The sequence below is a fragment of the Psychrobacter sp. PG1 genome (assembly GCF_014897815.1).
Lineage (GTDB): Bacteria > Pseudomonadota > Gammaproteobacteria > Pseudomonadales > Moraxellaceae > Psychrobacter.
Genome location: NZ_JABUZG010000084.1, coordinates 257,816 through 270,780, shown reverse-complemented (window position 1 = coordinate 270,780; position 12,965 = coordinate 257,816). Strand labels below are relative to the sequence as shown.

12 protein-coding genes and 1 other RNA gene are annotated in these 12,965 nt (G+C 43.0%); 10 read left to right on the top strand and 3 right to left on the bottom strand.

Going from position 1 to position 12,965, the window contains the following annotated elements:
- Positions 1-7 precede the first annotated feature (7 nt).
- Positions 8-1,807, bottom strand: coding sequence for a two-component system sensor histidine kinase CreC (gene creC / locus INT03_RS14305; protein ID WP_193009457.1), 1,800 nt, complete (start codon positions 1,805-1,807; stop codon positions 8-10).
- A gap of 69 nt (positions 1,808-1,876) precedes the next feature.
- The gene (locus tag INT03_RS14300) at positions 1,877-2,671 is read right to left on the bottom strand and encodes a response regulator (protein WP_193009456.1); all 795 of its coding nucleotides are present in this window, start codon (positions 2,669-2,671) and stop codon (positions 1,877-1,879) included.
- A gap of 363 nt (positions 2,672-3,034) precedes the next feature.
- On the opposite strand from INT03_RS14300, the gene INT03_RS14295 reads away from it, so the two are divergent.
- The 10 genes from INT03_RS14295 (at position 3,035) to INT03_RS14250 (ending at position 10,706) form a co-directional block, all read left to right on the top strand.
- Complete coding sequence (locus INT03_RS14295) at positions 3,035-3,706, top strand: alpha/beta hydrolase (RefSeq protein WP_193009455.1); 672 nt, start codon at positions 3,035-3,037, stop codon at positions 3,704-3,706.
- An 85-nt stretch (positions 3,707-3,791) separates the two neighbouring features.
- Positions 3,792-4,169: a transfer-messenger RNA gene (gene ssrA / locus INT03_RS14290) on the top strand.
- Positions 4,170-4,332: 163 nt separating this feature from the next.
- Complete coding sequence (locus tag INT03_RS14285) at positions 4,333-5,574, top strand: tyrosine-type recombinase/integrase (RefSeq protein ID WP_193009454.1); 1,242 nt, start codon at positions 4,333-4,335, stop codon at positions 5,572-5,574.
- A gap of 118 nt (positions 5,575-5,692) precedes the next feature.
- Positions 5,693-6,616, top strand: coding sequence for a hypothetical protein (locus INT03_RS14280; protein ID WP_193009453.1), 924 nt, complete (start codon positions 5,693-5,695; stop codon positions 6,614-6,616).
- A 121-nt stretch (positions 6,617-6,737) separates the two neighbouring features.
- A complete protein-coding gene (locus tag INT03_RS14275; protein ID WP_226950211.1) occupies positions 6,738-7,034 on the top strand; it encodes a helix-turn-helix transcriptional regulator in 297 nt (98 codons plus the stop codon).
- A gap of 3 nt (positions 7,035-7,037) precedes the next feature.
- Entirely contained in the window at positions 7,038-7,292 is a 255-nt protein-coding gene (locus INT03_RS14270) for a helix-turn-helix domain-containing protein (RefSeq protein WP_193009452.1), read from the top strand.
- On the top strand, positions 7,289-7,549 hold the full coding sequence (locus tag INT03_RS14265) for a hypothetical protein (protein ID WP_193009451.1): 261 nt from the start codon (positions 7,289-7,291) through the stop codon (positions 7,547-7,549). The genes INT03_RS14270 and INT03_RS14265 overlap by 4 nt, the downstream gene beginning before the upstream one ends.
- Positions 7,542-8,084, top strand: a complete 543-nt coding sequence (locus tag INT03_RS14260) for a hypothetical protein (RefSeq protein WP_193009450.1) — start codon at positions 7,542-7,544, stop codon at positions 8,082-8,084. Before INT03_RS14265 ends, INT03_RS14260 begins: the two co-directional genes overlap by 8 nt.
- Complete coding sequence (locus tag INT03_RS14255) at positions 8,077-8,478, top strand: hypothetical protein (RefSeq protein ID WP_193009449.1); 402 nt, start codon at positions 8,077-8,079, stop codon at positions 8,476-8,478. The genes INT03_RS14260 and INT03_RS14255 overlap by 8 nt, the downstream gene beginning before the upstream one ends.
- Positions 8,479-8,585: 107 nt before the next feature.
- A complete protein-coding gene (locus INT03_RS14250) occupies positions 8,586-10,706 on the top strand; it encodes a DUF3987 domain-containing protein (RefSeq protein ID WP_193009448.1) in 2,121 nt (706 codons plus the stop codon).
- Positions 10,707-12,146: 1,440 nt separating this feature from the next.
- Here INT03_RS14250 and INT03_RS14245 read toward each other — a convergent pair.
- Positions 12,147-12,728 carry a hypothetical protein gene (locus INT03_RS14245; protein ID WP_193009447.1) on the bottom strand — a complete coding sequence of 194 codons (582 nt, stop codon included), beginning with the start codon at positions 12,726-12,728 and terminating at the stop codon, positions 12,147-12,149.
- Between the last annotated feature and the right edge of the window lie 237 nt (positions 12,729-12,965).

Below are 12,965 nucleotides of genomic sequence, written 5' to 3'. Positions count from 1 at the left end.
CTTATTTTTAAGCCAATGGTAGGGTTAAGCTAACCATGACACCAGAACGTTGATTCTTATCAGTACCAATTTTATCGTTATCATCATGGACGTTATTAATAGTTACCTGACCGCCATGATGCTCAATAACTTGCTTCACAAGGGTTAAACCAAGGCCAGTGCCTTTTTTTAAGGTATTGCTAGCCATGCTAGACTGTGTTTGCGTAGTATCGGATGTTGAGTGACTCTCTGCTGAAAATTCTGATAGATGATCTGAGGTTTTTTCAGCAGCTTGACTCTGATGCGATAAGCTAAAATAACGGTCAAACGCTTTATCAACGGCATACTCAGGGAGCAATTTACCATTATTAAAGATATCAATAGTCACAGTTTGCGCTGAGCCATGTTGCGCGATGCTTTGCAGATAAATAACGACTGTGCTATCGGCAAAATGAATGGCATTGTCCAATACATTTTGCAGCACTTGTACCAACCAAAACTGGTCAGCGAAGACGTTGGTATTTGCCAAGGTATTTGGCGATAAAGTTGTTGTTTCAGTCACCCGTTTATCATTAAGATAGATGTCGATAGGCGCTAGGTGCTGCTGTTGCAATTTAGCGCTATTGTCTTTTGCAAGGGTTTGCAACAACGGTAGTAGAGGGGTCAGCTGGCGATTCAGCTTAAAAGTCGGTTGCTCAACTTTGGCAAGTAATAGCAGCCGATCAATCAATTGTTGCATTTTGATGCTTTGTTCACCAATGGACTGGATGAGCATCTGTTGATCTTCTTTATCAAGCCCATCGTCTTCTAGCAACTCACTACTGGCACGAATGGCGGTTAACGGGCTTTTGAGCTCATGGGTCAGGGTATGAACATAGTCGGTGACATAGGCGCGATTTTCCAATCGATGTTTCATAGACTCAATGGTATCCGTTAGGCTGTTAAGCTCATGACCTAAGTAAAAATAGGGCTTTTTGGTGTCTTCTGCCAGTGCACTGGTATATTGGGTCACAAGGCTGATGCTTTGCTTGAGCCACCAGGCGACCAGTCCTGCTAATATAAGGGCAGCAATACTCATGAGCAGCGCTGTGATAAGCATGCGATTGCGTGTATCGTCTAAATAAGGCAACACGCTAGCGACAGGTTTGCCAACGCTGATGATACCAATGAGATTGTCAGCGTTATCCTTTATTGGCTGTGCCACATACATCACCGTACCATCTCGCTGATTATGATCTAGCGTTGTACTTCTCGCGCCATACTGACCATTTAACGTTAGATAGACATCATTCCAGCGGCTGTAATCTTGTCCTTCATCATTGTCAGGTTCGGGTAGTGAGTCGTATATGACAATCCCTTTATCATCGGTGACATATATCCGAAAGCTGCTAGGACTTTTATTTTTATATTCTGGATCTGTTGTTTTACTTATCGTGGGCGTGCCGATAAATGCCGCATCGAGTTTCGTTTGATACTGCTCATCGTATAGCTGTCCTGAAGATAACGGCATCTGCAAACTTGCTGCCAGCAATTTGCTGGTATCTAACAACGTATCTTCGATGACTTGCTGTGCCGTCGGTTTGACATAACCAAACAGCTGAGTAAATGCGACCACACCGCAGATAATCAGCACTAACGCCAACGCGAGCCAAATCCTAAAAAATATACTTAAATTCAGTAGTCGTTTTGGTTTAGTCGTTTGCTGCGCGGTGCCGATAGGATGCAGTTTTGCATACCAATTACTTTGGCTGACATGCGCGCTGTTATCAGCCTTATTAATATGAGTATTAGGATGGCTATTAGCACTATCGTTGGTTTTAGGATTCATATTTTTAGGTGTATTATTTGACGTTATAGAATATCGGTTTTAATTAAAATATGGCTATAGGCAGTGCAGCTATGCTGGACACAAGGCGTAACCCAAGCCGCGATGGGTATGAATGACATCAATGCTCGCGTCGACGGTCGCCAGCTGCTTACGAATGGACTTGATATGACTGTCTATAGTTCTCGCCAAGCGATGATCGGGATAGTCGCTTACCGCGCTCAGCAGTTGCTCACGGCTAAAGACTTGATTAGGGGCTTTTAACAAGGTTAATAAGATTTTGCGTTCTGTGTTACTTAGCTCAAGCTTCTGCTCTTGCCATATCAAGGAGTAATTGAGTGGTTGGTAGTACCAGATGCCAGACTGACATTCAAACGTTAACGCTTGTCCTGACATAGTATTTGGAGATGCAGGATTGGTTGTATCGCTGGCTTCTGTTGTATGGGAGGTGGAGGACTGAGACAATAATTGCTCACGTCGCCAAATGGCTTTTAGACGGGCGACCAACTCTCGCGGGCTAAATGGCTTGGCACAATAGTCATCGCCGCCCATCTCTAAACCCAAAATACGATCGATCTCATCGCTACGCGCCGTCAAGAAGATGATAGGAATGTCTTTTAAGCCGTTAATATCAGGGGTGTGGCGTATCTGTTGACAGAGACTGAGACCATCGCCATCTGGCAGCCCAACATCCAAAATAATCGCCGATAGATCTTGCGCTTCAGCACTATTATGTAAATTGCGCAGAAAAGGCAACACGCTACTGGCGTTATCAAGCCAAGTGATTTGCCAGCCTTCACGTTTGCAAGTGACTTTCAGTGACATCGCGATAGCAGGATCGTCTTCTACCAATAAAATATGGGTCATAAGCTCTATATCGCTATATAAAGAAAAACTATTTAAGATGAAGGGGGTATTAATATCTAATGAGATACGAACATTGAAAAATGAGTGTAGGGCATCATACAGTAGTAGCTAGAGTGCTATCTAAGTTGACGAATTTATCGTAGCACAAAAGTCGCACTCGCTTTTGCTATCAGGCCTTAAAAGATGTGAAAAGTTGATGGAAATTGGCATTATTAGCGAAGACTTTTTTGACTAGCGGTTCTGATGAAAGGCTGTAAAATAATCAGTATTATTATAAAAAATATTGAAATATAGTGCGAATTTCAGTTTTACTAAAAATAAGTTTGATGTACCTACCATTTTTATTTAAAGGAATTTAAAAATATGAGTGACTATTTAGATGCGGTCATCGTTGAGCATAATCCAACGCAAAAAAAGATAGATAGAGCCGTTATTTGGCTACATGGTTTGGGCGCGAGTGGTCATGATTTTGAGCCAGTGGTACCACAGCTCGGTTTAGCGGATGATATGGCAGTGCGTTTTATTTTCCCTCATGCACCAAAGCGCCCAGTGACGGTGAATGGTGGTATGATAATGCCAGCATGGTACGACATCTTAGAGATGAGCCTAGAGCGTAAAGTCGATATCGCTCAGATTGAAGAGTCTGCGCAGCAAATCCGTGATTTGATCAGCCGTGAGATAGAGCGTGGTGTTAAGCCTGAACACATTGTAATCGCAGGATTTTCGCAAGGCGGTGCAGTGGCATATCATGTGGCACTTGGCTACCCGCAGCGTTTAGCTGGCTTGATGACACTCTCTACTTATCTAGCGACTAATGATAATATTAGCTATAGCGCTGCTAATAAAGATATGCCAATATTGATTGAGCATGGTACGCATGATCCAGTTGTTCCTGTAATTTTGGGCGAGCAGGCGCAGCAGTTATTATCCGCTAAAGGCTATAATGTTGCTTATCATACTTATCCGATGGCACATCAAGTTTGCATGCCGCAGATTCAAAATATTGGTAAATGGCTCAATAAAGTACTGGCTTAGAGAGTTCAGCTGTAACGTAATGTAATATAGATATTATATATGTTGAAAGTCGACCTATAAGTCCTATATAATAGATGACCTTATTGGGGATGTTCTGGCTTCGACGCTGGTAATGAAACTCAATGATGCATGTCGAGAGTATATGTCCTCTCGTTAATCAAACATATATTGTTATAGTCGCAAACGACGAAAATTACGCTCTAGCAGCTTAAATCCTGTTTACATGGTTTAAACCTGTTTACTTAGTTGCTGATCACCTACAGTTAGTCAACTAAGTTGAAGCGTCCGCATGTAGGCTCGCCACAAGTGATTGTCTCAATCGCTTGGGTTCAAAAGTAGAGAATCGTCCAATCCATCCTGACTGTCGGATCGGTGCGGATTAAATCTAAAGACAGAAACTAAACATGTAGATTCATGAGCGTAATGCTGGCGGACGCGGGTTCAACTCCCGCCATCTCCACCAAACATTGATAAAGGGCTGACCGTCATAGACTGTTAGCCCTTTATTTTGGGCGTTTTTCAAGGATTGAGGGTTATATAGGGGTATGGCGTCCCATATAGAATGTTGGTATTATTGTTGGTATTAGAGTTTATACACGCGCTCAATACCAACAAAGGATAGTCCAATGCCCTTAACTCATACCGTTATCAATAAGCTACAGCCCAGTAGCACCTCGATTGATACAAAGCGACCTGACAAGCATAGTGATGGTAACGGGCTGCAATTATGGGTGCGTTATACGGGCGTTAAGTCATGGATCAGTGCCTACCGCTGGCAAGGTAAGCAGCAAACCCTGACTATTGGCACTTATCCAGTAATGAGCCTACAAAATGCACGCCAGCGCAATATTGAGATCAAACGCTTAATAGCTGATGGTGTGAACCCCAAAGATCATAAGAAAGAGCAGCAAGCCAGCCAAGACGGTTTAAATGTTTTCGATAACATAGCCCAGTCATGGTATAGCGAGCGCAAAACCTACCTAGCAGAGAGCACCTTTTCCCGTAACTACTCCGCCTATATGCGCGATGTTAAGCCATCTATTGGTCAAAAGAATATAAACGACATTACCGCACCTGACATATTGGCTATTGGTAAAGCAGTAGAGAGCCGCGGCGCTAATGAGATGGCAAGGCGTACCATTAGAGAGATAGGGCAGATATTCAAGCACGCCATACGCAATGGACTAGCCACACATAACCCAGCCACCGACCTAGCCGAAGCCATCAAGCCACACAAAACCGTCAATCATAGCCGCATCACTATCCAGCAATTACCTAAGCTACTCAAAGACATTGATGCTTATCAAGGTGATGTATTGGTGAAACTAGGCTTATGGTTTTTATGCTATACGTTTGTGCGTACCAATGAATTGCGCTTTATGGAATGGCAGGACATAGATTTTAATCGCGGCTTATGGACTGTCCCAGCTGAAAAGATGAAAGCTAGGCGCTTGCATATTGTGCCACTAGCACCGCAAGCAGTAGCGATATTGAAGCAGATCAAAGAGCTAGGTTTTTCGGATCAGTACGTTTTCTTTAATACCTCAACCCGTAAGCCATACAGTCAAAGCGCGTTTATTAATGCCCTATGGAATATGGGTTATAAAGGCAAGATGACGGGGCACGGGTTTAGAGGGCTTGCTAGTACCACATTGCATGAAAAAGAGTTTATGCACGAAGCTATAGAGCTACAGCTGGCACATGATAGAGAGAACAAAATTAGTGCAGCCTATAACGGGGCGCAGCACCTACCATACAGAATAGACATGATGCACCAATGGGCAAACTTTATTGATGATGCTTATGCTGGCAAATTGGATAACGTCATACATACGAGCTTTAAACAACAAAAACAAAAGCATGGCTAACATCATGCTGTAACGACTATGCAAGGCTAGGACTAATTACCCGAACGACAGCTATTCACACCCTTATGCTGTCACTGCCTTGCACCTACTTTGATTTAAGGGTGTAGGGGTGTGAATTGTGGGAATTATTTACGAAGCGATAAGAAAGGCAGAAGATGAAGAACTATCTTGGGAAACAGAAGACGATGATAAGTTTATTAGCTTCTATTTGTTTATAGAATTGCTAGAACTCTATGCTGATGATAGAAGGCAATTGATAACACAATATTTAATCAATAATGATGAATTTTTAAAACTAGATTTTTACCGTCATGATTATATAACAGTAGATAAAAATGGAGCAGAAGTAGATATATTATGTAGTATTAATGAAGGGACTAGTAGAGAATTTATAGAGTCTTTAGACCATGTTCTTACATATGTCCGCTATAGTTACGATGCTTATAGTGACGACGATCCCAGCTTCTACCCAACTGAGGAATTCTTAGAGCGATTGCTAGAAGATGACCTAGATGACTCTTTTAATGATAAGTGTTGGAAGGTAGAAGACATACTAGAATTAGATTGCATGAAGCACATAGGTTTAGATAGGCATTCATATAGAGAATGTGAAAAAGCATTAACGATAGATGCTCGCACAACTCTTAGTTATATAAAAGAGAGACACCAATTTAAAGAAAAACTCAAAGTAGAACAGCAAAAGATAGCGAGAAGCCAAAATATTGATCCTGATATATATGATAGCGCTATTGAAAAATTGAAGAAAAAGGAAAATGAAGTCAAAGATTTACTAGAAAAAATAAGAAATTTAGAAGGTAAGTATTTATCAAGTGAAGATGAGCCAATGCACCCTAGAACAGCCAATAATGCTAGTAAAATTATAGCAGCACTTACCAGTGAGCTGTTAAGCATAGACTTAACACAACCTTATTCAACTGATAGTAATGGGAGAATACAAAGAGCTATTGAAAAACAAGGTAATAGCGTGAGTAAGGACGTTATTGCTTACTGGTTAAAGCTTGCTCATGAAAATAGTATTTAATTCTAATTAGCTTCTAGTTAGAACTCTTAAACTTCTAACTAGAACTATCGAACAACCCTACCCCATAAGATAGCCACATGAACCGTAGCACACCGTTACGGCGTATCATGGAGCTAGACACATGGACAAGCAACAAGCCACCCAAAACACGCCAGTAATTCCCTTTACTGGTGACACCTCGCACGATACCGAACCAACCACCGCAAACAGTCCAGCTATGCAACTGCCTACTACTGGCATGGGTAGAGCTAAGGACATACTCCCGTTTCTACCCTTTAGCAAAACCACCTTGTTTGAATGGAGTAAGGACGGGAGGTTTCCAGCTGGCAAGAAGCTAAGCCCTACCATGACCGCATGGAGCTATGCCGAAGTACATCATTGGCTAAACAGCCACACCTCAACCACTAGCGAGGTGTAACCCATGAACACACGGCAAACAAAGCAAAAATATAAGCAAATCATTCTTAATCACATGCTGGCAGGCAAAAGCCTATCCACTTATGAAGCATACGATCTATACAATATTACGTGCTTTTTACAGCGTATCAGTGAGCTAAGAGATCAAGGTATAACTATTCAAGATGAATGGGTAAAGAATAACGGCAAACGCTTTAAACGCTACTGGATAGACCAACCGACAGATAACAACAATAACGCTAGTGGGGTGCAATTATGAGCCAATCAAACGACAGACTATTACAGATAGCAGACACACTCGAGCATATCAACGAGCAGCTAATCTTATTATCAATTGATACAGAACATTATGCTATGGCATTGCAAGCCGTGCAGACAAACGACCCAATATCTAAAGGCGTTATTCAAGCCGTCATTGCTGCATTGTTTAGGGACTCACTGTTTGCCACTGATGCAAGCGAACAGATGGACAGTGTTCTATCAATGCCTGAAATGGAGGTTACGCGCTATGAGTGATAATCATACCAAAACCAATCTAAAAGCCCGTGACGGGGCACACAGTCGCACACAGCCACATAAGCGCGGCTTACTACTTAGCTTTACCATATTCATGGCATGGGTGGCAGGTATTGGCTTAGCACTGGCATTGCTTGCTTGCCAGCCAGTCGATGCAAAACTGATTGCAACCAATACCAACAATGGTTACTATATAGACCTCTCAAAAGAACACGCAAGCGGCACGCCAAGCCGTTACTTATTGGCTTTTTTTATGCCTGATAATAGCGCCGCAGCCTCTCAAGCTGTCACTATCTATTCAAGCATAGCCCCACAAGCGCATTTAAGCGTATCAAGGGGGCAAACCATCATATCTATAGCAAATCACTTGCTAACCAACTATGACGGGTTGACGCTGCAAAATAAAAGAGCCGAAAGGCGAATATGCAGGGCGGTTGCTTGCGTGACCGAGAGTAAGACCCGTCACCCTATACTTTTACCGTATAGCGTGGCATTCACTCAAAAAACAACGCAAGGAGGGCATAATCATGCCTAATTCAATCCGTACGACCTCAAACACTCAAACTAATAGCACACCAGCGCATCAAGCCCTTAACGGCTCGCATGATGACGGCTTGTCTATTGTCCTAAACAAAAAATGTAAGGTCATCGACTTAACCAATCCTAATGATGACGAAGTGATTTTAATACCGTCACGCATGCTATCGGATATTGCTTGTGATATTGATGGGGCTGCTACTGCATTATATGATGTTGGACAGCTATTAGCACTCATGCACTATGACAAGATAGAAGCGCATACAATCCCAGCACTGGAACACCTAGCACATGATGCCACCGACACATGGGCAAGCCTACTATATGAGCAATTAGAAAGCATTAACGACACCCTAGCAATGACAGGTTACGGCAAGGAGGGCAGCCAATGAAACGCTACCCACCAAAGCAAAGCCGTAAGCACGCCAAGCGCAAAAGCTACTACAAGAAATATAGAGCAGCGCGTAAGCCGAACCAGTCACAAGCAAGGGGGGACTAGATGACTACCACACCACAAACCGCCGCCCATGAAAAAGCCCGTGCATTCAGCACAGGCTTAGACATGATAAGTAGGTTTAATGCAGCCACACGGCAAGGGCTGGCAGATGACAATACCCTACTAAGTTTATATGACCAATGTGAGCAGTTAGGCATACAAAATAAGCTATTGCACCTTGATAGTGATATTACCATAACCACAGGCTTTGATACAGGCAGGAGAGCGCCCACCGCTGGCACGATAGGGCTAGTATTAAGCGATAATCAAGACCAACCCGTCACCCTTGCCAGCATAACCCCTAATGGCAATACAAAGCCGCTAATCATTGACCGTATGCAGCCGTCTGCTTTCATCATTGGCACATTGGACAGCAACCGCGAACTAATAGCGATTGATGACACGCTTGAGAACGCTGTAATGCTTGCTCAATGCTTAATAAACGACAATGTTACGATATTGGTAAGCCTTGATAGTCTGCTATTCAATGGCATGGTAAAGCATTTTGCCGAAGTAGCGCCCGTTACTATCTTTACCACCATAGATAAGAAAGATAAGGTATGTAAGCCGCTGGCAGGCTGCAACGTCAAAGCGGTTATTACTGTTTTTGACGTACTGCTACAGCTAGATAATCATTCTAGCTATGCTGCTATTTTAGCCGATGACGATACAATCATCATTGACCTACAAAGCGAGATATGGGGCACGCCTGAACCTTTAGCCAATGATCCCAGCAAACCCACCCCATACCCCATAGAGGCGTTTAAAGGACTGCTAAAGCATGTTGTTAAGGCGATAGCGCACTACTCGCAAGTACCTGATGCGATGGCAGGGCAATGTGTTTTAGGCGCACTGGCACACATGGGGCAGCGGTTTATTGATGCACCGATGGGGCACGGACACATGCCAACCAGTCTAATACTAATCACAGAGGGGGAAAGCGGTAGCGGTAAAACACAGGCAATGGGCTTGACTCACTTTAAAATCAAAGAGTATGAGCGCCAGCAATACGCCATTTACTTAGACAACATAGCAGCGTGGGACAGTGACAAGGCAGGGTTAAAAGGTAAAGAGTTAGCCCAGTTTTTAGAGGACAACCCAAAGCCCCAAAACCCTAAGACCTTGTTTGATGATGCCACTATTGAGCCGATACTCGATAGGTTTATCAGTGGTGAGATGAATAACGCATCATGGACAACAGACGAAGCAGGGCAGTTTTTTAATGGTCATACCATGACAGGTGACACCGCTGGCAGCGCCTTATCAGCACTCACTAAGTTATGGAGTGATGGCGAAGTGTCCCGTTTACGCTCGCAAAAGTCTGCCTATGCCACACCGCAAACCGATGCCCACAGCGTCCGCATGACGCTATTGTTACAAGGTCAACGGGTAGTATTAGAGCAAGCATTAACCGACCCACTGATGAATGGGCAAGGGTTTTTAGCCCGTGCTTTGATTGCTTGCCCACCTGACTTGCGCGGTCACAGAGTATGGGACGATGCTAAGCGCCGCAATGATAGCCCTTATGATAATCCACACTTAATAGAATACTGGTCACGCTGTCAGAGCTTACTTGACCCATTACCAGCCAATGAGCCTACGACAGCACAAGGACAGCCCCAGCGCATCAAAATGCAATGGGCAGAGGGTGCAGAACAAGTATTTTGCAGTCACATGCAGGGGATAGAGAACCGCCAAGCTAACGGGCAGACATTGGAATATTTAAAAGCGTATGCTTCACGCATGGCAGAAAATGCGAGCCGCATAGCCTCGTTAATGGCGTTCTTTGAGGGACGTAAGATAATCACGGTTGATGATATAACGCGCGCTTTTATGCTGGTTGAGTATTCCACAGCCGAACGCTTACGCTACCTTGATGCAACGCCTACAGGTGAGCAGAACGACAGTGAGAAGTTAAGCAGCTGGCTAGTGGATAAAGCGAGGGGTAAAAATCCGCCTATGTTAAATCGTACTGATGCTTACAATGGCGCACCTAAGCCAATGCGTAAAAATAACAAGGTGCTGCAAAACGAGTTAGATAACTTAGAAAGTATGGGGCACATAAGACAGATGGAGGAGGGTAAAAAGAAAGTGATTTATATTAATCCTAAGTTACTTATATAAGCATATGTACCTAGAAACGTGCCTTTTTTGCCTAAACAGCCCTTAGACCATATAGCTAGGGGTTTTTGCTTAGTAAAGGCGTTTGCCTAACCGTGCCTTTTTTGCCTAAACCGTCCTAAAAACATGCCCATTTAGGCACAATAAAGGCAATTTAGGCACGCTTAGGACGGGGGCATTACTAACTTGATGCTATACATGGCAAGACTTACAAGCTATTTAGGCAGTTTAGGCACGTTTTCTTAGGTATAAAGTGATATTGGTAGGCGTTTATCGTCTGCCTTTTTTTATAGTGTAAAGAAACCCTAAGGTTTCCATGTTTTAGATCAACAGACATCGCGCCGCATGTTGTCATTTGTTAACATTCAAAACAGTTTGAGCACTGGCAGCCTGTTAAGGTATGTTAAGGTTTAAAACTTAATAAGGGGGCATTCATTGGACAAACCAAGCCTTTTTATAACGCTCAAAAACCTTAGGTTTCCCCTAGTTTTTAGATGCGCCCAGTTTTGAGCCTATCTCATGCAAAGGGTAGTTTTCGGACACGTTAGAACCTTACAAAACCTTACATTCAAAGCCGATTAATACAGCCGCCAATTTGTCAAAACTTGTTATCCAAAACCTGATAAAACCTGATATTCAAAACCAAATCACACGCCGCCCAATGTTGACAAATGCTAACATTTTGCAAGGCAATCAATCATCATTGCCAATATCACAAAGCTATACAGTATAAGGGCTTAGCTAATTAATAGACAAGTATCGCGCGCGCAAGCGAGGCAAACAGCAATTACAGGGGTTTTCATACACTATGAAAAAGGGATTTTCGGACATCGTAAGAGGCTAATTTTTCGGACTGTTTTAAAAGGACTGGGGTAATTTTCGGACATCGCAGAGGGTGGTTTTTGGAGTCCATAAAAAGGGACTGTTTTCGGACTGTTCTAAATCGACTAAGGGTAATTTTGCAAGTCCATAAAAGGGACTTTATGCACAGGTATCGTAAGGGACTTTTCGGACACCGTAAGAGGGCTAAAAATGTATTGTTGGACACGTTAGGGGTAGTTTATGGAACAGTAAGCGCACGGGGCATATTTTGCCCATGCTGGATAGTTTCGCGACAAGTAACATGAGGCAGCATAAGGGACTTTTCGGACAGGTATCGCGAGGCAATGCGAATTTATGCGAGCTAAACGCACAGAAACGCACGAAAAACGCACGCATTTAAGCGCCATTATTGAGCGCGTGCAGTCATTAGCAAAACAACCCCATGCAAACAAAGTGCAAGCCCTAAACTTTTAATTACGCGGACGCATAAAAATCACTTAGGCAGCGGTCACAGCTTGCGAAGTCCTGAACAATTAGACCGCCCTATCATGTTGAGAAATATTGAAACGGTAAACAGGAAAAATAATATTGAGTGAAGCAACAAATGCCATCTTACCCTTGTTATAGACTCTCAAATGTCATCTTACCCTTGTTATAGCCTCTAAGGTTAAATTCGGACTCAACATCGTCTGATAATCCCACGATAGGTAGGTAAACAGTAGCGCTATTGGATTGCGTGGTCTTATCAAACAACTCAGATGATACCTGATCATTTATCGGGGTTAATACGCCCTCAACTCTTTGCTCAAATTTATAAGTCGCTATCTGGCTATTAAACTTAATTCTTATATCACAGGTTGGTGTGCACTTAACTTGCTCTGGTGCAAAGATAGTAAATCTTTTAGATATTGTACCTGCTGCCATCTTTCTTTTTTCTAAGTCAATCCATGATCGCTGTTTAAGGTTTGGATATTTTGGCACGATATATGTGTTAGTAGCATCTATTCTAGCGGATAATGAAAAAACGCCACTTTCATTGCTTACATCACCGTATTTCCACTTACCATCTTCTTTGGTAGGAAAACTGCCACCCGCACCAACTGTCCCACCATTGCCGTTACTTACTTGTGGTGGCAAGCTATCATACCCACCACCGCACCCACTTAATGCCAATATCACACCCAAAGCTACCAGTCTTTTCATTGCTCAATACTCAACAAATTTATATTTACTCGACTTTAACCGATTAGTGATATTTGAGCAACATCTATAAGCGTCGGTAAGCTACGCCAAGCTATTAATTATAGATTCTAATCGTTATATTTATAATTGTTGGCATGTGGACGTTTTAATATCGAACGCTTTCCACACAAGTAGCTACTATAGCTGCAAGCTTGATAACTATGTGAGTGTTAGTGAATGAGCTTTAAGCCTTTAGAG

Excerpts from the sequence above, each read along its gene's own strand:
- creC (WP_193009457.1), bottom strand. The coding sequence starts at position 1,807 with ATGAATCCTAAAACCAACGATAGTGCTAATAGCCATCCTAATACTCAT.
- INT03_RS14300 (WP_193009456.1), bottom strand. The coding sequence starts at position 2,671 with ATGACCCATATTTTATTGGTAGAAGACGATCCTGCTATCGCGATGTCA.
- INT03_RS14295 (WP_193009455.1), top strand. The coding sequence starts at position 3,035 with ATGAGTGACTATTTAGATGCGGTCATCGTTGAGCATAATCCAACGCAA.
- INT03_RS14285 (WP_193009454.1), top strand. The coding sequence starts at position 4,333 with ATGCCCTTAACTCATACCGTTATCAATAAGCTACAGCCCAGTAGCACC.
- INT03_RS14275 (WP_226950211.1), top strand. The coding sequence starts at position 6,738 with ATGGACAAGCAACAAGCCACCCAAAACACGCCAGTAATTCCCTTTACT.
- INT03_RS14270 (WP_193009452.1), top strand. The coding sequence starts at position 7,038 with ATGAACACACGGCAAACAAAGCAAAAATATAAGCAAATCATTCTTAAT.
- INT03_RS14265 (WP_193009451.1), top strand. The coding sequence starts at position 7,289 with ATGAGCCAATCAAACGACAGACTATTACAGATAGCAGACACACTCGAG.
- INT03_RS14260 (WP_193009450.1), top strand. The coding sequence starts at position 7,542 with ATGAGTGATAATCATACCAAAACCAATCTAAAAGCCCGTGACGGGGCA.
- INT03_RS14255 (WP_193009449.1), top strand. The coding sequence starts at position 8,077 with ATGCCTAATTCAATCCGTACGACCTCAAACACTCAAACTAATAGCACA.
- INT03_RS14250 (WP_193009448.1), top strand. The coding sequence starts at position 8,586 with ATGACTACCACACCACAAACCGCCGCCCATGAAAAAGCCCGTGCATTC.
- INT03_RS14245 (WP_193009447.1), bottom strand. The coding sequence starts at position 12,728 with ATGAAAAGACTGGTAGCTTTGGGTGTGATATTGGCATTAAGTGGGTGC.